Raw genomic sequence first — 23,134 nt, 5'->3', positions numbered from 1 at the left:
ACGTGAGCACCGGAAGCACGCAAAAGCGCCATTTGCAGACCGGCATGGGCTGAATGTCGATTGGTCCTGAGGGTTCAGGCGTTTTGCTTGGGATGCGACGGGGCGAATTCGGCGACGAGCTCGTGTTTTTCGCCCGGATAGGTCAGCCGCACATGGGTGATATAGACGCCGCCGCTCCAGGTGCGCCGTTCGACGACCAGGCAGGCGGTGCCCGGAGCGATCGCCAGCAGGTCTGCGGCCCGGGTATCGGCGCCGACGGCACGGATGCGGTGTTCGGCGGCACTCCACGGCACGCGGCTGATCAGCCAGGCGCCGGGCGCGGTATCGTCAAAGGTTTCGGCCGCGGCTTCCGGCACGGCGACGAGGTTGATCAGGCGGTCCTCCAGGCAGAACGGCTGGGCACCTGCAAAATGCAGCGCGGAAATCTCCGTCAGCGGTGCGGGTTCCGGCAGGTCCATCAGGCGGCGGTCGGCCGCTTTTGCCGACCGGTCGAGGCGCGTGCGCTTCTCGTAGCGATAGCGCAGCCCGAGCGATTCGACCTCGAGCCGGATGTCGTGGATCTCCAGCACGGCCGATTGCGCATGCGGGTGGGTGACGTAGCTGCCGGACTTGCGCCGCCGCTCGATGAGGCCGCGCTTGACCAGTTCTGTGATCGCCTTGTTCACCGTCATGCGCGAGCACTGGTACTGTTCGGTCAGCTCGTGCTCGAAGGGAATGCGGTGGCCCGGCGGCCATTCGCCCGAGAGGATCTTGCCTTCCACTTCCTCCAGGATGCGGCGATGCAGCGGCGGCTCCTTGGCCTCGGTCCGTGTCTTCTCCTGGTCGATGGAAATGGTCGCCTCCGCGCTTGCCGGGCGCAATCGCCCGGTGGGACAAGTCATAGGAAAGGCAGGCCCGCCTTACAATACGCCCTCAGGCGTCCGTGAGCGCCCGCATCGTCGCGGTGAAGCGCCGGCCGATTTTTTCGCGCGCCGCATGGCGGCCGCCCTCGACCTGCTTGCGGCCATTCACCCAGACGCAATCGACCTCGGCACCGTTCGCGAAGATCCAGCCGTCGAGCAGCGCGTCGCCCGTAAGAGCGAGGCCATGACGGGCCTTGACGCTGACGAAGTCTGCCGCGTTGCCGGCGGCGATGCCTGCGTCCACACCGAGTGCCGCGGCACCGCCGACCAGCGCACCGTCGAACAGCGCCGTGCCGGTCGAACCGCCGGGGGCGGCGAGCACGTTGCGGGCGCGGTGGGCGAGACGCTCGGAATATTCGAGCTGGCGCAGCTCGTCCGGCAGGCCGATCAGCACGTTCGAATCGGAGCCGACGCCGAATCGGCCGCCGGCGGCAAAAAACTCTGCCGGGAAGATGCCGTCGCCGAGATTGGCTTCGGTGATCGGGCAGAGGCCGGCGATCGCGCCGGCTTTCGCCATGCCGCGCGTCTCGGTGTCCGTCATGTGCGTGGCGTGGATGAAGCACCAGCGGCCGTCGACGGCCTGGTTGTCGAGCAGCCATTCCACAGGGCGGCGGCCGGACCAGGCGATGCTGTCCTCCACTTCCTTCACCTGCTCGGCGATGTGGATGTGGATCGGCTTGTCGCCGGCCATCGCGACGACGGCGGACAGCTCCTCCGGCGTGACGGCACGCAGGCTGTGCGGCGCGACGCCGGTAACGCCGCCGGGCAGCGCATCCGTCAGCGTGCGGCAACGCTCCAACAGTGCGGCGTAGGAACCCCGGTCGTTGATGAACCGGCGCTGCCCCTCGCCGGGCGCCGTGCCGCCAAAGCCGGCATGGGCATAGAAGACGGGCAGCAGCGTCAGCGCGATGCCGGTTTCGGACGCGGCCGACGCGATGCGAACGGCCATTTCGGCGATGTCGCCATAATGCCCGCCGTCCTTGTCATGGTGCAGGTAGTGGAACTCGCCGACGCGGGTAAAGCCGGCCTCCAGCATCTCGACATAGAGCTGGGCAGCCACTGCCTCGACATCGTCCGGCGTCATGGACAGCGCGAAGCGATACATGACATTGCGCCAGCTCCAGAAGCTGTCGCTGCCCGGCCCGCGCGTTTCCGCAAGGCCCGCCATGCCGCGCTGGAAGGCGTGGCTGTGCAGGTTCGGCATGCCGGCGACGATGGTGTCGTGGCGCTCGTCACCCGCTGCGGCGGCGGCATCCGTTTCGAGGCGCGCGATGCGGCCGTCTTCGATATGGACCCGCACATCCTTCGCCCAACCGCCCGTAAGCAGCGCCTGCCTTGCATGAATGACGGCCATGCCGCTCCCTCCCTCTTCCGGTGTATCTTCGACGCCGATCCGCAAATTCGCTCTTGCGTCCTCTGCGATTATGTATATACATTATCTTCATCACAGGGAAGAGGCAATCATGGTATCAGCAGCGGAAAAGGACACGGTGCGCGTCTGGCGCAATGCCCGGCTGGCGACGCTCAACGAGAGCCTGCCCGGCCTCGGCATCGTCGAGGATGGCACTATTGCCGTGCGCGACGGTCGCATCGCCTTCGTTGGTCCTGAAGCCGATCTGCCCGCCGAATTCTCCGCTGCGGAAACCGTCGATTGCGAAGGCCGGTGGATCACGCCGGGCCTCATCGACTGCCACACCCATCTCGTGCATGCCGGCGACCGCGCCCATGAATTCGAGCTGCGTCTTGCCGGCGCCTCCTATGAGGAGATCGCACGCGCCGGCGGCGGCATCGTCTCCTCGGTCAAGGCGCTGCGCGCTGCGAGCGAAGACGATCTCGTGCGCCAGACGCTCCCCCGCCTCGACGCGCTGATCGCCGAAGGCGTGACGACCGTCGAGCTGAAATCCGGCTACGGCCTCGATACCGAAAACGAACTGAAGTCGCTGCGCGCCGCCCGCCGCGTTGCCGAACAACGCGACGTGACCGTGCGCACCACCTTCCTCGGCGCCCATGCGCTGCCGCCGGAAATGAACGGCGACAAGGCGGCCTATATCGACAAGGTAGTCAACGAGATGCTGCCGGCCATCGCGGCGGAAGGCCTTGCCGACGCTGTGGACGGTTTTTGCGAGGGCATCGCCTTCTCGCCGGCGGAAATGGCGAAGGTCTTCGACGCCGCCAAGGGCTTCGGCCTGCCGGTCAAGCTGCACGCCGACCAGCTTTCGAACCTCAATGGCGCAGCCCTTGCCGCCTCCTACGGCGCGCTTTCGGCCGACCATCTCGAATATACCGACGATGCGGGGGCCGCCGCCATGGCGAAGGCCGGCACGGTCGCCGTCATCCTGCCGGGCGCCTTCTACTTCATCCGCGAGACGAAGAAGCCGCCGGTCGAGCTCTTCCGCAAGCACGGCGTGAAGATGGCCGTCGCGACGGATTCCAATCCCGGCACCTCGCCGCTGACTTCGCTCCTCCTCACCATGAACATGGCCGCCACCCTCTTCGGCATGACCGTCACGGAATGCATTGCCGGCACCACCCGCGAAGCCGCCCGCGCGCTGGGCCTGGTCGATGAAGTGGGGACGCTCGAAGCCGGAAAATGGGCCGATTTCGTCCTCTGGGACATCGGCCGGCCGGCGGAACTGGTCTACCGCATGGGCTTCAACCCCATGTTTGCCCGTATCCGCAGCGGACATTAGGTCAATTCGCAGCAGGTCAATTCGAAGGCCGGGCTGCATCGAGGAATGCAAAATGACGATCACGCTTCATCCAGGCTCCGTGCCCCTCAAAACCCTTGAATCCATCTACTGGACCGGCGTTTCCGCCCGTCTCGACCCGTTCTTCGACGCGGGTATCGCCAAGGCAGCCGCGCGCATTGCCGAAATCGCCGGCGGCGACGAGCCGGTCTACGGCATCAACACCGGCTTCGGCAAACTTGCCTCCATCAAGATCGCAGCGGCCGATGTCGCGACGCTCCAGCGCAACCTGATCCTGTCGCATTGCTGCGGCGTCGGCAAACCGCTGTCCGAAAACATCGTGCGCCTCATCATGGCGCTGAAGCTGATCTCGCTCGGCCGCGGCGCTTCCGGCGTGCGCCTCGATATCGTCCGCCTGCTGGAAACCATGCAGGAAAAGGGCGTTATCCCGGTCATCCCCGAACAGGGTTCCGTCGGCGCCTCCGGGGACCTTGCTCCGCTCGCCCATATGGCGGCCGTAATGATCGGCGAAGGCGAAGCCATCTATGCCGGCGAACGCCTTCCCGGCGGCGCGGCCCTCGCAAAGGCCGGCCTGAAGCCCGTCGTGCTTGCCGCCAAGGAGGGCCTCGCGCTCATCAACGGCACGCAGGTCTCCACCGCCCTGGCGCTCGCCGGTCTCTTCCGGGCGCATCGCGCGGCCCAGGCGGCCCTCGTCACCGGCGCGCTGTCCACCGATGCCGCCATGGGCTCCTCCGCGCCGTTCCATCCGGATATCCACACGCTGCGCGGCCATAAGGGCCAGATCGATGCCGCCGCGTCGCTGCGCGCGCTGCTCGCCGGCTCCGTCATCCGCGAAAGCCACATCACCGGCGACGAGCGCGTGCAGGACCCCTATTGCATCCGCTGCCAGCCGCAGGTCGACGGCGCCTGCCTCGATGTCCTGCGCTCCGCCGCCCGCACGCTCGAAATCGAAGCCAATGCCGTCACCGACAACCCCCTGGTGCTGTCCGACAACAGCGTCATTTCGGGCGGCAACTTCCACGCCGAACCCGTCGCTTTTGCCGCCGACCAGATCGCCCTCGCGGTCTGCGAGATCGGCGCGATTTCGCAGCGGCGCATCGCGCTTCTGGTCGACCCGGCTCTCTCCTTTGGCCTGCCGGCCTTCCTCGCCAAGAAGCCGGGGCTCAATTCCGGCCTCATGATCGCGGAAGTCACCTCGGCCGCGCTGATGAGCGAAAACAAGCAGATGGCGCATCCGGCCTCGGTCGATTCGACGCCGACGTCCGCCAACCAGGAAGACCACGTCTCCATGGCCTGCCACGGCGCCCGCCGCCTGCTGCGCATGACGGAAAATCTTTCCGCCATCATCGGCATCGAGGCGCTGACCGCGGCCCAGGGCATCGAGTTCCGCGCGCCGCTCGTCACCAGCCCGGAATTGCAGAAGGTCGTGGCAACGCTGCGCACTGTGGTCGCGACGCTGGAAGAGGACCGCTACATGGCGCCGGATCTCGCCGCCGCCAGCAGCTTCGTCTCGTCGGGCGCGCTCGGCGCCTCCGTTTCCAAGGGCATCCTGCCGGTTCTGGAGGCCTGACATGGCGGTTTTCGAAACCCACCAGGGCACCTCGCCCGTCATCCTCGCCTTCCCGCACACCGGCACGGACGTGCCGGCCGACATATGGGAACGCCTGAACGACAACGGCCGCATCCTCGCCGATACGGACTGGCATATCGAGCGTCTCTATCACGATCTGCTGCCGAACGTGACGACCGTGCGCGCCACGTTCCACCGCTACGTCATCGACGCCAACCGCGATCCGGCCGGCGTCAGCCTCTACCCCGGCCAGAACACGACGGGCCTCGTGCCGGAAACGGATTTCGACGGCAAGCCGATCTGGAAGGATGGCGAAGCGCCGACCGAGGCGGACATCGCCTTCCGGCTCGCCAATTTCCACGCGCCCTATCATGCGGCCCTTGCCGCCGAGATCGAGCGCGTCAAGGCGATCCATGGCGTGGCGATCCTCTACGATTGCCACTCGATCCGCTCGCTGATCCCCTTCCTGTTCGAAGGCCGGCTGCCGGATTTCAACGTCGGCACCGACATGGGCCGTACCTGCGACAAGGCCATCGAGACGGCGACCTTCGACGCCTGCGCGAAGGCCGAGAACTATACCAGCATCCTCAACGGCCGCTTCAAGGGCGGCTGGACGACGCGCCATTACGGCAAGCCGGAAACCGGCGTGCACGCCATCCAGATGGAACTCGCGCAGGTGAGCCATCTTGCCACGGAAGCCCCGCCCTTTGCCCTCGACGACGAGAAGGCCGCGCGGCTGCGCATTGTTCTGACAGACATCCTGAACCGTCTCGAGGCGCTCGCCTCCACCCTTCCACGCTGATCCCGGGAGAACCAGCCAATGACCACCAATCCCCGCCACAACATCCGCGAAATCCGCGCTGCCCGCGGCACCGAGCTCACCGCCAAGAGCTGGATGACGGAAGCGCCGCTGCGCATGCTGATGAACAATCTCGACCCCGACGTCGCGGAAAACCCGCATGAACTGGTCGTCTATGGCGGCATCGGCCGTGCCGCCCGCACCTGGGCCGATTTCGACAAGATCGTCGCCTCGCTGCGTGACCTCGAAGAAAACGAGACGCTGATCGTGCAGTCCGGCAAGCCCGTCGGCATTTTCCGCACACACAAGGATGCGCCGCGCGTGCTGATCGCCAATTCCAACCTCGTGCCGCACTGGGCGACGTGGGACCATTTCAACGAGCTGGATAAGAAGGGCCTTGCCATGTACGGCCAGATGACGGCCGGTTCGTGGATTTACATCGGCAGCCAGGGCATCGTTCAGGGCACCTACGAAACCTTCGTGGAAGCCGGCCGCCAGCACTACAACGGCGACCTCAAGGGCAAGTGGGTGCTGACCGGCGGTCTCGGCGGCATGGGCGGCGCCCAGCCGCTCGCCGCCGTCATGGCCGGCGCCTCGTGCCTCGCCGTCGAGTGCAACCCGGACTCGATCGATTTCCGTCTGCGCACCCGCTACATCGACGAAAAGGCCGACACGCTCGACGAGGCGCTCGCGATGATCGACCGCTGGACGAAGGCCGGTGAAGCCAAGTCCGTCGGCCTGCTCGGCAATGCCGCCGAGATCCTGCCGGAAATGGTCCGCCGCGGCATCCGCCCCGACATGGTCACCGACCAGACGTCCGCCCACGACCCGATCAACGGCTACCTGCCGAAGGGCTGGACGATGGCCGAATGGAAGGCCAAGCGCGAAAGCGACCCGAAGGCTGTCGAAAAGGCCGCCCGCGCCTCGATGCGCGAGCATGTCGAAGCGATGATCGCTTTCCAGGACATGGGCATCCCGACCTTCGACTATGGCAACAACATCCGCCAGGTCGCCAAGGAAGAGGGCCTCGAAAACGCCTTCGCCTTCCCGGGCTTCGTGCCGGCCTATATCCGCCCGCTGTTCTGCCGCGGCATCGGCCCGTTCCGCTGGGCTGCGCTGTCCGGCGATCCGGAGGACATCCGCAAGACCGACGCCAAGGTCAAGGAACTGCTGCCCGACAACAAGCACCTGCACAACTGGCTCGACATGGCCGCCGAGCGCATCGCCTTCCAGGGCCTGCCGGCGCGCATCTGCTGGGTCGGCCTCGGTGATCGCCACCGCCTCGGCCTCGCGTTCAACGAGATGGTCAAGAACGGCGAACTGAGCGCGCCGATCGTCATCGGCCGCGACCACCTCGATTCGGGCTCCGTTGCCTCGCCGAACCGCGAGACGGAATCGATGAAGGATGGCTCGGACGCCGTGTCCGACTGGCCGCTGCTGAACGCGCTGCTCAACACCGCCTCGGGTGCGACCTGGGTCTCGCTGCACCATGGCGGCGGCGTCGGCATGGGCTTCTCGCAGCATTCGGGCGTCGTCATCTGCGCCGACGGCACGGATGCGGCAGCCGAACGCCTCGGCCGCGTGCTGTGGAACGATCCGGCGACCGGCGTCATGCGCCATGCGGATGCCGGCTACGACATCGCGCTCGATTGCGCGAAGGACAAGGGCCTGCGCCTGCCCGGCATCCTCGGCAACTGAGGATGCGGCTTCTGCGCAACATCGAGCATCGCCGCATGCCGTGGAAGAACGGCGGCGGCGAGACGGTCGAGGTGATCGTCCATCCGGAAGGTGCCGACCTTTCGGAGTTCGGCTGGCGCGTCAGCATGGCGACGGTGGCGAGCGACGGACCGTTTTCGGTCTTCCCCGGCATCGACCGCACGCTGGCGGTGCTTTCGGGAGACGGCATGGCGCTGTCCATCGAGGATGTCGGCGAAAAACTGCTGACGCCAGAGACCGCGCCCCTCGCCTTCCCGGCCGACGCACCGACCACGGCGCGCCTCACCGGTGGGCCGATTACCGACCTCAACGTCATGACCCGTCGTGGCGTTTTCCAGCACAGGCTGGCGCGGCACGTCGCGGAAGGCTCGCTGGCTCTCGCGGAATCCTCCGGTGAACGCCTGTTGCTGGCCCTCGACCCGCTCGGCGTTTCCACCGCTGAAGGCCTCATCGGCCTCCAGCCGCTCGATGCTCTGGTGCTCAATGGCTCGGACAGCGCCGAGGTGGTCTCGGCCGGCGAAAGTGCGGCCTTCTATCTGGTAGAAATCACTCCGGCCTGAGCCATAGGCGGAAGCGATTTCCTTGTCCGCGTTCCAGCGGAATGCTACCTCCCGACACATCAATGTGTCGGGAGACTTTTTCATGAGACATCGCAAATTCGGCCGCACGGGTTTTACCACCACGGATATCGGCTTCGGCGCCTGGCAGATCGGCGGCGCCTGGGGTGACGTCACCGAGGCGGACGGCCGCGCCGCCCTCCACGCCGCACTCGACGCCGGCATGAGCTTCATCGATACCGCCGACGTCTATGGCGATGGCCGCTCGGAAAAGATCATCGCCGACGTGCTGAAGGAACGCGGCGGCCAGCGCCCGATGGTGGCGACCAAGGCCGGCCGTAGGCTCTCGCCGCATGTCGCCGACGGCTACAACAAGGAAAATCTCGAAGGTTTCATCGATCGCAGCCTGAAGAACCTCGGCGTCGAGCGCCTCGACCTCGTGCAGCTGCATTGCCCGCCGGCGGAGGTCTACTACCGCCCCGAAGTCTTCCAGGCGCTGGAAGAGATCAAGGCCGCCGGCAAGATCGCCAACTACGGCGTCAGCGTCGAGAAGGTCGAGGAAGCGCTGAAGGCGATCGAGTTCCCGGGCGTCGTCAGCGTGCAGATCATCTACAACATGTTCCGCCAGCGCCCGGCGCAGCTGTTCTTCAAGGAAGCCGCCCGCCGCCACGTCGCGATCATCGCGCGCGTACCGCTGGCCAGCGGCCTGCTCTCGGGCAAGATCACGCGCGAGACGGCCTTTGCCGCCGATGACCACCGCAACTTCAACCGTCACGGCGAATCCTTCGATGTCGGCGAGACCTTTGCCGGCGTGCCCTTCGAGACCGGCTTGCAGGCCGTCGAGGAAATCCGCGCGCTGGTGCCTGCCGGCACGACCATGGCCGCCTTCGCGCTGCGCTGGATCCTGATGGCTGATGCCGTCAGCGTCGTCATCCCCGGCGCGCGCAATGCCGAGCAGGCACAGGCAAACGCGAGGGCCGCGAGCCTGCCCGCCATTCCGGAAGACGTGATGGAAGCGACGCGCGAGGTTTACTACCGCCTCGTCGCTCCGCATGTGCACCAGCGCTGGTAGCGATTGCGCGTCACCGATGCCGGTCTTCAGGCCGGCATCGGTGACGAAATCCACGCCGTCAATGCAGGTCGCAAAACCGGAGTCGGAACAGGCGGTTGGTCCGGTTTTCGAAGAGATTGAGTCATCTTCCGGCGCGCCCCTTGCGCACCCCCTGCCCGTGTGATCCAACCGCCGGGGTTGGGGCCTGGAGGAATGACGATGATGGAAGAATGTTTTCGCTGGTATGGTCCGAAGGATCCGGTGACCCTCGACCATATCAGGCAGGCCGGCGCCACCGGCATCGTCTCCGCGCTCCACCATATCTATGACGGCTCGGCCTGGCCGCTCGACGGCATCCTCTCCCACAAAGCGGCGATCGAGGCCGCGGGCCTGACCTGGTCGGTGGTCGAGAGCATTCCGGTGCACAATTCGATCAAGATCGCCGGCCCCGAGCGCAGCAAATATATCGGCGCCTACAAGGATACGATCCGGGCGCTGGCCAAGGCCGGCATCAGGACGATCTGTTATAACTTCATGCCCGTCTGCGACTGGACGCGCACCGACCTGCTCTACCGCATGCCCTCCACCGGCTATGCGCTGCGCTTCGATGCCGTCGATTTCGCCGCCTACGACCTGCTGGTGCTGCGCCGGAAGGATGCGGAGAAGGATTATACGCCCGCGGCCATCCGCACCGCGAAGGACCGGCTGATCTCGCTCAATGACGACCAGGTGGCGACGATCGAGCGCAACCTGATCGCCGGCCTGCCGGCGACCGAGCGCAGCTACGATCGTGACAGCTTCCGGAAGGCGCTGGAGGAGTACCAGGGCATCGACGCCACGGCGTTGCGCGGCAATCTGCAAGACTTCCTGCGCGAGATCGTGCCGGTGGCGGAAGAGGTCGGCGCGCGGCTGTGCATCCACCCGGATGATCCGCCGTTCTCGCTGTTCGGCCTGCCGCGCGTCGTCTCCTGTGCCGAAGATGCCCGCGCGATCCTTGCCGCCGCACCCAGCCCCGCGAACGGCCTCACCTTCTGCACCGGCTCCTATGGGGTTCGGGCCGATAACGACCTGCCGGCCATGGTGCGCGAATTCGGCCCGAACATCCATTTCGCCCACCTGCGCAACGTCACCCGCGAGCCCGACGGCTCCTTCCACGAGGCCGATCATCTCGATGGTTCGACCGACATGGTGGAGGTCGTCGTGGCGCTTCTGGAGGAGCAGGCGCGGCGCAAGGCGGAAGGCCGCGCCGACTGGCGTATTCCCATGCGGCCCGACCATGGCCACCTGCTCGCCGACGATATCGGCAAGGCGCGCATCAATCCCGGCTACTCGCTGATTGGCCGGCTGAAGGGGCTGGCGGAACTGCGCGGCGTGATGCGCGGCGTCTCCCGTTTCATGGCGGCCTGAGCATAAACTGAAATGATAGCTGACATCAGGGCTATCTATTTCGTTTATGCACGGGGCCGCGCTACCGTTCCCTCGGTCACAATCAGAACAGGGGAACGACCATGAAAAAAATGCTGCTCGCGCTTGCTCTTGCAGGCTCCACCCTGCTTTCCGCCCAGGCTTCCGCGCAAACGCTGAAGATCGGCACGGAAGGCGCTTACCCGCCCTTCAACTTCCAGGATTCCGCCGGCAATCTCGATGGCTTCGACGTGCAGATCGGCCTTGCGCTCTGCGAGAAGATGAAGGTCGAATGCGAAGTCGTCGCGCAGGATTGGGACGGCATCATTCCCGGCCTCGTCGCCAAGAAATACGACATGATCATCGCCTCGATGTTCATCACCGAGGAGCGCAAGAAGCAGGTTTCCTTCACGGACCCCTACTATCTCGCCGCCATGACGCATGCCGCGCCGAAGGGCGCCGGGCTTACCGATTTCACAAATGAAGGCATGAAGGGCAAGACGATCGGCGCCCAGTCCGGCACCACGCAGGCCGATTACGTCGCGGCCGTCTATCCCGATGCCGACATCAAGCTCTATCCGACGCAGGACGAAGTGAACCTCGACATGGCGAACGGCCGCCTCGACCTGCAGGTCGGCGACATGATCCCGCTGCTCGACTGGGTCACCAAGAACGACGACGGCAAGGCCTGCTGCGAGCTCGCCGGCACGCCGATCACCGATCCGAAATTCGTCGGCGAAGGTGTAGGCATCGCGGTGCGCCAGGACGACAACGATCTTCGCGAGAAGCTGAACGCTGCCCTGAAGGCCATCCGCGAGGACGGCACCTACAAGAAGATCAACGACAAGTATTTTTCCATCGACATCTACACGATGAAATAATTGGCTTCATGACAAAGTCTGCCCAACCTCTCCTCCGTCATGGTCGGGCCTGACCCGACCATCCACAGCCGCGGGTGTCGCGTGGATCCTCGGGTTAAACCCGAGGATGACGGCAGTGGGCGGGTGATGGTTGTCACCAAAGCGAGGCGGCTTCGGCCGCCTCTTTCATTTGCGCCATCAAGGCTCGAAGCGGGGCGACCGCCCGATGGCCGATCCATCGATGGGCCGGGTGAAAAACGCCTCGGCTTCACCCTCGTCATCAAGACTGACCAGAAATGGATGGGGGTCGAACGCCCGTCTGGGGCGGAATTCCATGCGTGCGTTCACGCCGTCGGCCAGCAAGTCATCGAGATAGGACCCCGCGAGCCCGCTGGTGCTAAACCGTTCCCACATATGGCAATTTCCCCTTCGTTCGACCGGCAAAATGCGCCTGCGGGCTTTTTGGTTCCGGTAAAAACGAGCCATTGCCGTCGAAAAGCGCATGTCGCCGACCAGGGGTAGTCATTTATCCAGCAGGGGTTGTGAAACCGGGCCTTCGCCTCGGCTCTTGCCTTTTCCCACGCCGCCGTCCTAGCTACGTGCATGCCCACAAACCGTCTCGAACGCTTCGCCCACAATCTCGACTGGAACCTCCTGCGCACCTTCGTGGTGGTGGTGGAGGAAGGCAGCATCACGCGGGCGGCGAACAGGCTTTTGCTGCAACAGCCGGCCGTCAGCATGGCGCTGAAGCGGCTGGAGCAATCGGTCGGCCACCGGCTGATCGACCGCAGCCCCGGCCGTTTCGAGCTGACGGAAGCGGGCGAGCGGCTGCATGCGCTGTGCCACGATATCTTTACCGCCATCGTGCGGCTGCCGGAGGCGATGCAGCCCTCCAGCGAAGACATTGCCGGCCATATCACCATCCATTCGGTGAGCCACGCCATGAACCCCGCCTGGGACCGGGCGATCGCCGATTTCTTTCGGCTGCATCCGCGCGTCACCGTCGGCGTGACGGTCGAGACGACCACCGACGTCATCCGCTCGGTGGAGCGCGGCGTGGCGACGCTCGGGCTTTCCGACGGTATCATTCCTGAGGGGCTGGAAAAGGTGCCCTTCTGCTACGAGCGCTATGCGCTCTATTGCGGCCGCGGTCACCGGCTGTTCGGCGCGCTCGATGCGCGGCTGGAGGACCTGCGCGGCGAACCCTATGTCTCCTTCCTCGCCGACGTACTGGGCGGGCCGCATATGGGGCCGGTCACGGCCGTGCGCGCCGTCGGCTCCTTCGGCCAGCAGGTGCGCGCGCTCGCCTTCAACGTGGAGGAGGTGCTGCGCCTCGTGGTGGCCAATGCCGGCATCGGCATGCTGCCGGCGCACCTCACCGGCGTGGCGCTGACGGCCGGCGAACTCTGGCAGCTTCCGCCCTATGACGATCTGCCGGTGGCAGAAACCTTCCGCATCACCAATCCCGGCTCGGCGCTCAATCCGGCCGAGCGCGCCTTCCTCACCCACATGGCCGAGGTGCCACCATGGCGCTGGGGCGAGCCGCATCAATCCGGCTGATATCCACCTTCACCTCTATAAATTTGAAGAATGCCGAAAGCTTGCTTAGGCCTGTCCCTGCAAAGACAGTGGAGGCGGCCATGCAGACGTTCGACATCGCAATCATCGGCGGCGGCATTGCCGGCATATCGCTCGCCTATTTCCTGAGCCCGCACCGCTCCGTCGTCGTGCTGGAGCGCGAAGGCGCGCTCGGCTACCACAGCACTGGCCGCTCGGCCGCCGAATTCACTTTGCGCGACAATGCACCCCTCGTGAACGCACTCGCCCGCGCCAGCCATCGCTTCCTCAGTGCACCGCCGGACGATTTTGCCGCCGTGCCGTTGCTCATCGACCGTGGCAGCATCATCCTCGGCTCCGAGGGCAAGGAAGCGTTGGTGCGCACCCGTTTCGAGGCGGCGCAAGTGCTCGGCGTGGCGGTGGAATGGCTCGATACGGCGGCCATGCTCGCCCGCGCGCCGATGCTGAACCCAGCCTATGCCGTCGCGGCCTATTTCGACCCGGACTATTGGGATATCGAGGTGGACGCGCTGTTGCAGGCCTATGCCCGCCACGCGCGGCGCCACGGTGCCCAGATCCTTGAAGGCCGGTCGTTCGCCGGCGCCCGGCGGGTCGGCGGCAGCTGGCTGATCGAAACGAATGACGAAACGATCGCCGCCGGAACAGTGGTGAATGCGGCCGGCGGCTGGGCCGATACGGTCGCGGGGCTTTGCGGCGTCACACCGGCCGGCATCGTGCCGCATCGCCGCACGGCGGTCACCATTGACCTGCCCGAGGGCATCGACGCCAGCCGCCTGCCGGAGATCAACGAGGTCGAGGACATCTTCTACTTCAAGCCCGAAGGTGGCCGCCTGCTCGCCTCGCCCGCCGACGAAACGCCCTGCGAACCGGCCGACGTGCAGCCGGAGGAGCTCGACGTCGCCTATGCCGCCCACTATGTCGAGGAAGCGACGACCTTGAACGTGCGCCGCGTCTTCCGCAGTTGGGCCGGCATGCGCAGTTTTTCTGCGGACCGGCTGCCGGTGATCGGCCCCGCCAAGGACGAACCGAGCTTCTTCTGGCTCGCCGGACAGGGCGGATACGGCATCCTCACCTCGCCCGCCCTCGGCAGCCTCGCGGCCGCCCTCCTCACCGGAGACCCGGTGCCCGAACCGCTGGCCCGCGAGGGCATAACGGCGGAGACCTTCAGCCCCGCCCGCTTCCCCTGAAACGAAACGGGCGCCTCAAGGGCGCCCGTTCCGGTTTCAAGCTTCGGTCGCTGGCGTCGTCGCCGAACCGGGCGCCCGTGTCGCGTCGCGATCCGTCCACCAGCGGCTGAGGAAGAGCAGGATCGGACCGCCGATATAGATCGACGAGGTCGTTGCGACCACGACGCCGAACAGCATCGGCCAAGCGAACGGCTTGACCGTATCCCCACCCCAGATCGCCATCGGCAGCAGCGAGACCGCGACGGCGACGGAGGTGAAGATGCATCGCATGACCACCTGGTTGATCGACAGGTCGATAAGGTCTGAGAACGGCATCGACTTGTACTTGCGCATGTTCTCGCGCATGCGGTCGTACACCACCACCTTGTCGTTGACCGAGTAACCGATCAGCGTCAGCACCGCGGCGATGGCCGTCAGGTTGAAGTCGATCTGCATCAGGGAGAAGAAGCCGATCATCTTGGTGATGTCCAGGATCAGCGTCGCGATGGCGCCCACGGCAAAGTGCCATTCAAAGCGCCACCAGATGTAGATCAGGATCGCCAGCATGCCGAGCGCGACGGCGAGGAAGCCGGAACGCGCAAGCTCCGTGCTGACCGTCGGGCCGACCACTTCCGTGCGCTCGAAGTTCGCATCCGCGATCACCGCCGCAACGCCGTCGCGGACCTGCTGGAGGGCCGCGGACTGCGCCTCTTCGCCGCCCGGCTGACGCTGCACGCGCACGAGCACGGAGGTGCCCTGGCCGAATTCCTGCAGCGCCACTTCGCCGAGGTTCAGGCTCTCCATCTTCTCGCGCACGACGGCGAGGTCGATCGGCGTCTTGGAAGTCGCCTCGACCTGGATGCCGCCGACGAAGTCGATGCCGTAGTTGAGACCCGGCGTGAAGAACAGGATGACCGAGCTTGTCGAGATGAACGCCGACATGGCGATGGCGATGTAGCGGCCGCGCATGAAGGAGAAGGTCGGGATGCTCGGCACCGCGCCGAACATCGAGTGGATGTCGATCTTCTTCATCTTGCTGCGGATGACCACTTCGCGCATCAGCAGGCGCACGAAGGTGATCGAGGTGAACATCGAGATTGCGAGGCCGATGATCATGGTGATGGCGAAGCCGCGCACCGGGCCGGAGCCGAACATGAAGAGCAGGATCATGCCGACCATGGTCGTCATGTTGCCGTCGACGATGGTGGCATAGGCCTTGTTGAAGCCGACATCGAGCGCCTTCATGGCGCCGGCGCCCGCCGCCGTCTCTTCACGGATACGGGCGTTGATGAGGATGTTGGCGTCCACCGCCATGCCGATGCCGAGGATGATGCCGGCGATGCCGGGCAAGGTCAGCGTCGAGCCCAGCAGCCCGAGCAAGCCGATCGTCAGGATCGTATGCAGCACGAGGCCGAGGTTTGCGATGAGACCCCAGGAGCCATAGAGCACCTGCATCATGATCACGACGGCGAGAAGGCCGGCAAAGCCGGTGTAGAGGCCCATGCGGATCGAGTCGGAGCCGAGGTTCGGGCCGACGGTGCGCTCCTCGATGATGGTGAGCGGTGCCGGCAGCGCGCCGGAGCGCAGCAGCGCCGAAAGCACGGTCGCTTCCTGCGGGTTGAAGTTGCCGGAGATCTGGCCCTGGCCGCCGATGATCGGCTCGCGGATGACGGGTGCCGTCAAGACCTTGCCGTCGAGAACGATGGCGAAGGGTTTTCCGACATTCGCCTGGGTGATTTCCGCGAACTGGCGGGCACCGGTCGAATCGAAGCTGAACGAGACGATCGGCTCGTTCGTGCGCTGGTCGAAGCCGGCCTTTGCGTCCGCCAGGCGGTCGCCCGAGATCGCCACACGCTCTTCCACGGCATATTTGCCGGGGTCGTTGGCGCCGGGCAGGATCATCACGCCGCGGGGCGCGACGCTGTTCGGGTCCACGGTCTGGTCGACCATGTGGAAGCTCATCTGTGCGGTCGAGCCAAGCAGCTGGCGCAGGCGCGTCGGGTCTTGGAGGCCCGGCAGCTGCACGAGGATGCGGTCGCCGCCAACGCGCTGGATGAGCGGTTCGGCAACGCCGACCTGGTCGACGCGGCGGCGGATGATTTCAAGGCTCTGCTCGACGGCGGCCGACATGCGCTCGTTGATGCCCGCTTCCGTCAGCGCCACGGTGATGACGGTGCCGGAGGTCTCGACATCGATGTCGGAGGAGCCGGTGCCGAAGCCGAGCGACGTGGTCGGCGCGGCGAGCTTGCGCACTTCCGGCAGGACCTTGTCGAGCGCGGCCTGGTCGGCCAGCGTGATCGTCAGCGTCGTGCCGTTGAGGCGGGCGGCCGAGGCGCGCTCGCCGGCGGTGCGCAGGATGCCGCGCGCATCGTTCAGGAGCACGTCCATGCGCGCCTTGCGCAGTGCTGCGGAATCGACTTCCAGCACGAGATGCGAACCGCCCTTCAGGTCGAGGCCCAGGGTGACGGGCTTGGCGGGCAGGAAGCGCCCGAACGTCGCCTGCTGTTCAGTCGTCAGCACGTTGGGCACGGCCGCGAGCACCCCGAACAGGATGATCACGGTGTACAACAACAATGCCCATTTGGAGGTTTTCATGGGGTTGTTCCACTTAAACTGACGGACGGGCGCGACAGAATCAGTCGGCGCCGTCCGCTGGGATCGGAATTTCAATCGAATGGCGCGGCGTCAGAAACGCCAAAGGGCCTCAGGCGGCAAAAGCCGGAGGCGCGCGGCTGCGGAACGCCGCATGGCCGGACAAGGCCGGCGCAGCATCGTCGACAGCAAAGAATGCCCCTGACGAGGCGATTTCAAAGGGATAGAGCAGCAGGCCAGCGCTCGGCACGATCGCCTTGCCGGCCGCGTCACCCTCGGGAAGCCCGGTTTTCGCCTTGGCGACCCGCCGTTCGGCATGGCCGCTCGCCGGGAACCAAAGCTCGTCGCCCGTCGTGGAGAGCGGCGATGGTGCCACGCCGCCTTCGGCGGCTGCGCGCTGCGGATGGCCAGCGGTGGCGGCGCTCTGCGGCAGCGAGAACTGCGAAAGGAACAGGGTAAAGAGCAGCACGAGGAAGCCCGCGGGCGCAAAACCCCGCTCCCACATGGTCGCTTCTTTTCCGGTCCTGTTCGTCATGCCGTCCGTTTCGTGCCCGTCCTCTGGTCAACGCGGGGCGCCGTGCAAAGCAGCGGTGCCGATGGTGCGCCAAGAACCACTTACCATCCGCCAAGTCAAGTTCCGGGCGTTAACGCTTTCCTTACAGCTCGAACGTTTCAGCCCTCACAATTCATGGATCACCACATCCGGGCAGGCTTCGCGCGCGAGATCGCGCAGGTGCTGGTGGTGCGTCAGGTAGATCACCTGCCCGCCCGTCGCCATGGCGCCCATCACCTTGAGCGCGTTCAGCGCGCGCCGGTCGTCGAAGGTCTCCATGATATCGTCGGCGATGAAGGGTACGATCTCGCGGCTGGCGGCGATCTCGTGATAACCCGCGACACGCAGCGCCAGGTAGAGCTGGAAGCGCGTGCCTTTGGAAAGGTCTTTCGCCAGCTTCGAGCCGCCGCCAGCGGCATTGACCACGAGGAACTCGCTGTCCTTCTCCAGGACCGTCGAGAGCCCGGAATATTCGCCGCCCGTGATATCGCGAAAGGTCTTCGAGGCGCGCTCCATCATCGCGCTGCGATGGCGCTCGCGATAGAGCCGCAGTGCCTGTTCGGCGGCGAGAATGCCGGCGCGGGTCGCGAGGTAACGCCGCGATTTTTCCGCAAGCTCGATCAGCGCCGTGCGCCGCCGCTCCTCCAGCACCGCCGCCTCGTCGCTGCCTGCGATCTTGGCCAAAGCCTCCTCCGCCCGCGCCCGCGCAAGATGATGCTCCTGCACGGCGCGGTCGAGCTCTTCCAGACGCAGGGCGAGGTCGCCCTTCTCCGCGGTAAGCTGGTCGTCGTCGACCGCCGAAAGCCACGCCTCCGCCTCATCGACCGTCCCGGCGCGCATCTGCTGCATGAGGTCGCGCCCGGCATCCTCGATGCGCCCCAGAATGTCGTCCCGCTTGCGGTAGGCTTCGAGCAGCTGATCCGCCTCCGCGAGACTGTCGCAGCCGAGGAAGGCGTAGATTTCGGAGAGCCGCGACGTCAGCACCGCCCGGCGCTCGTCCAGAACCGTCTCCTCGTCATCGAGGCGCAGCAGCGCCTTGTCGATCGCCTCGCGCCGGTCGTGCACCGCCTTCGCGGCAGCGAGCCGCTGGGAAAGGCCGGCCACGGCTGCGAGCGGGTCCTCGGCATCGAACGGCTCGACAAGACGCTCGGCAAGACGGCGCGCATGGCTGCCGTAATCCTGCTGGTCGCGGCGCATGCCGGTAATGCGGTGATCGAACTCGCGCCGCCGCTCGACATTCTGGGCGAGCGCCTGCAAGGCGGGGAGTGCTGCGGCAAGCCGTTCCGGCTCGGCCGGCGCCTGCTCCGTGGCAAGCCAGGTGCCAGCGATCCCGCGGTCCCAGGTCTCCTGCCATGCCGCCAGGGCCGCGGCGGTTTCCTCCACCGCCTTCCGGCGCGCCTCCGCATCCGTCCTGGCGCGGGTAAGATGCTCCGCGACGGCGAGCCGCTGCGTGCGCGCCGATTTCAAGGCCTCCAGCCGGTCTTCCGCAAGGAACAGTGTCTCGTCGAGCGGCGTGCCGGTGGGGATTTCGCTGCCCAGGAGGGCGGAGAGCCGGGCCTGCACATCTCGTACGTCATTCTCCACGAGGTCGGCTTCGATGGTCTGCCGTGCGAGATCGCCGAGCTTTTCCAGCGCCACCGAACGCCGCTCCAGCCAGGCCGTCACCTCCGCCAGCGGCGTTTCGTCGGAGAGGTCGAAGCGCCGGGCGAGCGAAGATATCTCTGCCGCGACCGCCGCCCTCGCCTGCTCCAGCCGCTGCGCTTCGCCGCCAAGCGCATCAAGCCGCGCGCCGCCTTCCGCCACCGTGCGTTCGAGCACCCGCAGCTCCGACAGACGGTCGGCATTGCGCAGGCGCGCCTCGCCGGCGCGGTCGTCGTCATGCATGGCGCGCTCGAACGCGGTCGCGGTTTCGGCGTCGAGGGCGGCGCGATGTCTTTGCCAGGCGGCGTCCCTCGTCGTCCGCAGGCGGCCGGCGTGCTCCTCCCCCGCAGCACCGGTCGCCTTTTGAAGCGCATCCAGCGTCGCCCGGGCGGAAGCAACCTCCAGCTCCAGCGCCGCAACCTGCTCCTGCTGCCGGCGTAAGGCCTCGGCTGCCGCGTCGTATCGCTTGCGCAGGCCCTCGAATTCCGAAGGCGCCGGGATGGACAAATCCTCAAGCGCCTTGGCCGTGCCGGACCACGGCGCCAGACGCGCCATCGCGCCATCGGCGTCCTGCCGGGCAAGCGCGGTGAGCCGCCGGGCCTCGCGCAGACGGGCCAGAAGGTCGCCCGAGCGGGCGGCGCGCAGGATGGCGCCGAGGGTGGCTGCGAGTTCCTCTTCCTTCTGGGCGTCCGCATCCGAGACCGCGCCTGCCTTGCTGCCGAGCGAGGCCAGCGTCCGTTCCGCCTCGGCCTGCTCGCGACGGGCCGTTTCGGAGCGCTCGACAAGCGCCGTTCGCCGCGACAGGAGGGCCGTGAGTTTTTCGCCGAGGCCGGGCGGCAGCAGGATGTCCGCCGGGTTCGCATCCGGCGGCAGGCCGAGCGCGGCGATGCTCGCGCCGATCGTGGCGATGACGCGGTCGCGCTCGGCCTCGCGGGCGGAGAGGTCCATCACCGCGGTGCGGAAACGGGCTTCGAGCCCGGAGCCGGCGAGTGCGGCAATGTCCGCGTCCGCCGCGAGCACGGCCTCGTCCTCCGTAAGCCCGTCGCGCTCGTCCTCATAACGTTCGCGCTCGCCCGTAACCCGCTCGCCCCGCGCGGCGATTTCCGTCGCCTCGCGTGCCAGTTCGCCCGTGAGAGACCGCCAGGTGCCCGGTGGCGACGCGCCGAGATCATAGGCGCCGAGTTCGTTGCGCAGCGCCCGCAGGCGCCGAAGATAGGGCAGCGCGGAGAGGCTGCGCTCGATCTGCGCCAGCGCGGTACGCGCTTCGGCACGGGCGGCAGTGGCCTCTTCGTGGTGGCGGGTGGCGGTGTCGCGGTCGCGCACAAGCGCGCCGTAGTCGCGGGCCGCAATGTCGAGCGCCTTGCGCTCGGCCGCCAGCGCATCGATCTCGGCTTTCAGCGTGGAAAGGCCATGTTTGCGGCCGGAGGGGCGGTAGAATTCGTCGGCTTCCGCCTTCAGCGCGGCAAGGCCGCTCGCCATGTCGGAGAGGCCGGAGCTGGCGGAAAACAGCATCGAGCCGAGTTCGCCTTCGCTCTTCAAGATGTCCTCGCCGCCCTTTTCGATGCTCTCGTCGTCGAGCGAGAACATGGTGCGGTAGGCGTTGCGGTCCATGCCGTCGAGCACGCTGGCAAAGAGCGTGTCCGGCAGCGGACGGTCATCGGCGGCGACGAGCGAGGCCTGGTTGCGCTTGAGGCGATAGGCCTCGTGGCGCTCGGCGCCGACGGAAAACTGTCCGCCGACGCGCATCAGCGCATAGGGGTGCAGGAAGCCGTAGGTGCTTGTCCGCTCGATGCCGAAGAGCAGGTCGAGATAGGCGGAGAACAGCGTGGACTTGCCGGCCTCGTTGGGGCCGTGCACGAGGTGGAAATCCGGCTTGCCCGGCCGTGCCGCGCCGAAATCGAGGCTGCGGTCGGTGAATTTTCCATAGCGGACGAGGTCGAGGCGATCGAGGCGCATGCGCTCACACCCTCCCGTTTTCGCCGCCGAGGCGGGCGAGCACGGCATCGGAGCCTTGCAGGGAGAGGTCGGAGAGCAGCGCCTCTTCCGCCGCCTCGTCCGCTGCCAAGAGGCTACGGGCCTCCTTCGGCAGCTGGCGCAGCATGTCGGCGAGCGTCTCGCGCAGTTCCTCGCGATAGGCATGGTTCTGCACCACGTCCTCATGCATCAGGCGCGACAGTTCGGTGAGCGGGCCGGCATCGGCGCCTGCGGCCGCGCGCGGCGCGGAGACGGCGAGTTCCACCGCCTCGATCCAGCATTCGCCGAGCGAGGCGGCAAGGTTCTGCAATTCGCCGAGCATCAGGTCTTCGTCCCGGCGCAGGCGCCAGGCGAGCGGCGTGGCGCCGGTCAGCGCGAGGCGGGCGACGAGATGGGCGCCGCCTGCGGCCGCCCTCGCCTGCCCCAGTACGGTTTCGACGCGGTCGAGCATGCCGGACCACTCGTCGACGCCGGTGAGATCGACGGACAGCCGCTCGAAGACCGCGACGGCCACCCGGTGTTCCTCGCAGGTGATCGTGCCGTCCTCGGCGATCGTCGCGAGTGTGATGCCCTTCGGCCCGCCCTCATTTATGTCGCGACCCTGCGGATTGCCGGGCATGACGATCCACGGCTTTTCCAAGTGCACGCGGCGCTGGTGGATATGGCCGAGCGCCCAATAGTCGAAACCGTGCGCTGAAAGGTCGGCGATGCCAACCGGGGCGTAGGGATCGTGGCGGCTGGCACCGGCGAGGCTGGTGTGCATGAGGCCGATATTGACGGCATCCGGCACCGGCGCGCGAAAGGTCGGCAGCAGCGAGGCGGGCGCGTGCGGCTGGGCGAAGCTGACGCCGTGTACATGGATTTCGCGGCCGCTTTCGAGCGCGCCGGCCTTCACCGGCTTCCCGCGGCCGTCGAAGACGTGCACGTTCGGCGGGAAGGTTAATTCGCGGGTGATCTGCGACTGCGCATCGTGATTGCCGCGGATGAGGAAGACGCCGATGCCGGCCGCCTCCAGCCGCCGCATCTGCCCCATCAGGAACAGCGCCGTCGCCATGGAGGTCTGCGAGCCGTCATAAAGGTCGCCAGCGACGATGACGGCATCGACACGTTCGGAAATGGCAAGGTCGACGATGCGCTCCAGCGCCTTGCGCGTCGCGCCGCGCACGAGGTCGCCGAGATCGGCATTGCGCAGAGCGAGCGAGGTGAGCGGCGAATCGAGATGAAGGTCGGCCGTGTGAATGAAGCGGAAAGGCATGGCCGGACAATCGCCTCAGCCCTCTTTCGGGTCAATGCTTGCAGCAACGCGGGCCGGGTTATGCAGGAAAGAAATCACCCTCCCCCGAAAAAGCCAGAGAAGAGAGGCGAAAAACGCATGTTGCCTGACCGTTCGCATTTACAGTCATCGTTCAATATCTATGATCAAATTATCCGAAAAACTTCACGATCATTTGACATGGTCCCTCATAATACCTATATTCCACCTCATGACTAGCACGATAGAAATCTCCCAGGGCATGTTCAAACTCTACCATCAGGTCAGCCGCCTGGTGAATGAGTGCATGATGGATGAAGGCGTGTCGCTCGCCCGCAGCAAGTTCCTGCTTTTGCTGGAATGTCAGGGCCCACAGCGCTCGACGGACATTGCCTGCGCTCTCGGTTTCGCACCGCGCACGGTGACGGAAGCAATCGACGGGCTCGAGCGTGACAAGCTGGTGAAGCGCGAGCCGGACCCGAAGGACCGCCGCGCCAAGATCGTCTCCATTACGGATATGGGCCGCACCGTCATTTCGGCCGCCCAGCAGCCGCAGCACAAGATGATCGAGGCGATCTTCGCCGTCCTTACGGAAGAGCAGAAGCAGCAGCTCAAGGAAATCATCCGCTGCCTCAGCGAGAAGACCGACGAGTTGCAGCGCAGCCGGAACCAGCACGAGGCCGGCGACACTCCGCCCATCCGCCCCTTGCAGGCCGTCGGCTAAGCCGGACGGCAACACCAAACCAAAAAGGCCGGGATCGCGAGATCCCGGCCTTTTCGTTTGCCCTTTCAGGCAGGGTCCGGTGCCTCC

Annotated in this window: 18 protein-coding genes; 11 read left to right on the top strand and 7 right to left on the bottom strand. The window is 66.2% G+C overall.

From position 1 onward, the window contains the following. Positions 1-74: 74 nt before the first annotated feature. Positions 75-881, bottom strand: coding sequence for a histidine utilization transcriptional repressor HutC (gene hutC, locus AC1Q6Z_RS20135; protein WP_492649013.1), 807 nt, complete (start codon positions 879-881; stop codon positions 75-77). Positions 882-912: 31 nt separating this feature from the next. Next, positions 913-2,256, bottom strand: coding sequence for a formimidoylglutamate deiminase (locus AC1Q6Z_RS20130; protein WP_492649012.1), 1,344 nt, complete (start codon positions 2,254-2,256; stop codon positions 913-915). 109 nt (positions 2,257-2,365) lie between these two features. On the opposite strand from AC1Q6Z_RS20130, the gene hutI reads away from it, so the two are divergent. From hutI to AC1Q6Z_RS20090, 8 genes are all read left to right on the top strand, one after another. Then, on the top strand, positions 2,366-3,592 hold the full coding sequence (gene hutI / locus AC1Q6Z_RS20125) for an imidazolonepropionase (RefSeq protein WP_492649011.1): 1,227 nt from the start codon (positions 2,366-2,368) through the stop codon (positions 3,590-3,592). Between the two features lie 52 nt (positions 3,593-3,644). Beyond that, positions 3,645-5,180 (top strand): histidine ammonia-lyase, encoded by a 1,536-nt coding sequence (gene hutH, locus AC1Q6Z_RS20120; protein WP_492649010.1) that lies wholly within the window; start codon positions 3,645-3,647, stop codon positions 5,178-5,180. A gap of 1 nt (position 5,181) precedes the next feature. Further along, positions 5,182-5,982 (top strand): N-formylglutamate deformylase, encoded by an 801-nt coding sequence (hutG, locus tag AC1Q6Z_RS20115; RefSeq protein ID WP_492649009.1) that lies wholly within the window; start codon positions 5,182-5,184, stop codon positions 5,980-5,982. Between the two features lie 18 nt (positions 5,983-6,000). After that, the gene (hutU, locus tag AC1Q6Z_RS20110) at positions 6,001-7,677 is read left to right on the top strand and encodes a urocanate hydratase (protein ID WP_492649008.1); all 1,677 of its coding nucleotides are present in this window, start codon (positions 6,001-6,003) and stop codon (positions 7,675-7,677) included. Between the two features lie 2 nt (positions 7,678-7,679). Beyond that, positions 7,680-8,255, top strand: a complete 576-nt coding sequence (locus AC1Q6Z_RS20105) for a HutD/Ves family protein (RefSeq protein WP_492649007.1) — start codon at positions 7,680-7,682, stop codon at positions 8,253-8,255. 82 nt (positions 8,256-8,337) lie between these two features. After that, on the top strand, positions 8,338-9,324 hold the full coding sequence (locus tag AC1Q6Z_RS20100) for an aldo/keto reductase (protein ID WP_492649006.1): 987 nt from the start codon (positions 8,338-8,340) through the stop codon (positions 9,322-9,324). 201 nt (positions 9,325-9,525) lie between these two features. Continuing rightward, on the top strand, positions 9,526-10,710 hold the full coding sequence (gene uxuA, locus AC1Q6Z_RS20095; RefSeq protein WP_492649046.1) for a mannonate dehydratase: 1,185 nt from the start codon (positions 9,526-9,528) through the stop codon (positions 10,708-10,710). 101 nt (positions 10,711-10,811) lie between these two features. Further along, positions 10,812-11,588: an ABC transporter substrate-binding protein gene (locus AC1Q6Z_RS20090; RefSeq protein ID WP_492649005.1), complete on the top strand. Its 777-nt coding sequence runs from the start codon at positions 10,812-10,814 to the stop codon at positions 11,586-11,588. Between the two features lie 177 nt (positions 11,589-11,765). On the opposite strand, the gene AC1Q6Z_RS20085 is transcribed toward AC1Q6Z_RS20090, so the two are convergent. Beyond that, a complete protein-coding gene (locus AC1Q6Z_RS20085) occupies positions 11,766-12,071 on the bottom strand; it encodes a hypothetical protein (protein WP_256118956.1) in 306 nt (101 codons plus the stop codon). 99 nt (positions 12,072-12,170) lie between these two features. Between AC1Q6Z_RS20085 and AC1Q6Z_RS20080 the strand changes: the two genes are divergently transcribed. Then, positions 12,171-13,127, top strand: a complete 957-nt coding sequence (locus tag AC1Q6Z_RS20080) for a LysR family transcriptional regulator (protein WP_492649004.1) — start codon at positions 12,171-12,173, stop codon at positions 13,125-13,127. A gap of 80 nt (positions 13,128-13,207) precedes the next feature. Then, on the top strand, positions 13,208-14,332 hold the full coding sequence (locus AC1Q6Z_RS20075; protein WP_492649003.1) for an NAD(P)/FAD-dependent oxidoreductase: 1,125 nt from the start codon (positions 13,208-13,210) through the stop codon (positions 14,330-14,332). Positions 14,333-14,368: 36 nt separating this feature from the next. On the opposite strand, the gene secD is transcribed toward AC1Q6Z_RS20075, so the two are convergent. From secD to AC1Q6Z_RS20055, 4 genes are all read right to left on the bottom strand, one after another. Continuing rightward, a complete protein-coding gene (gene secD, locus AC1Q6Z_RS20070) occupies positions 14,369-16,906 on the bottom strand; it encodes a protein translocase subunit SecD (RefSeq protein ID WP_492649002.1) in 2,538 nt (845 codons plus the stop codon). A 109-nt stretch (positions 16,907-17,015) separates the two neighbouring features. Next, positions 17,016-17,438, bottom strand: coding sequence for a hypothetical protein (locus AC1Q6Z_RS20065; RefSeq protein WP_439628144.1), 423 nt, complete (start codon positions 17,436-17,438; stop codon positions 17,016-17,018). A gap of 144 nt (positions 17,439-17,582) precedes the next feature. Further along, the gene (locus AC1Q6Z_RS20060; protein WP_492649001.1) at positions 17,583-21,053 is read right to left on the bottom strand and encodes an ATP-binding protein; all 3,471 of its coding nucleotides are present in this window, start codon (positions 21,051-21,053) and stop codon (positions 17,583-17,585) included. Between the two features lie 4 nt (positions 21,054-21,057). Beyond that, positions 21,058-22,326, bottom strand: a complete 1,269-nt coding sequence (locus AC1Q6Z_RS20055) for a metallophosphoesterase family protein (protein ID WP_492649000.1) — start codon at positions 22,324-22,326, stop codon at positions 21,058-21,060. Between the two features lie 259 nt (positions 22,327-22,585). On the opposite strand from AC1Q6Z_RS20055, the gene AC1Q6Z_RS20050 reads away from it, so the two are divergent. Further along, on the top strand, positions 22,586-23,047 hold the full coding sequence (locus AC1Q6Z_RS20050; RefSeq protein ID WP_256118949.1) for a MarR family winged helix-turn-helix transcriptional regulator: 462 nt from the start codon (positions 22,586-22,588) through the stop codon (positions 23,045-23,047). The last annotated feature ends 87 nt before the right edge of the window (positions 23,048-23,134 follow it).

The organism is Shinella sp. GW835-FHT14H05 (assembly GCF_058793575.1).
This window is presented reverse-complemented; position numbering and strand designations above follow the sequence as displayed.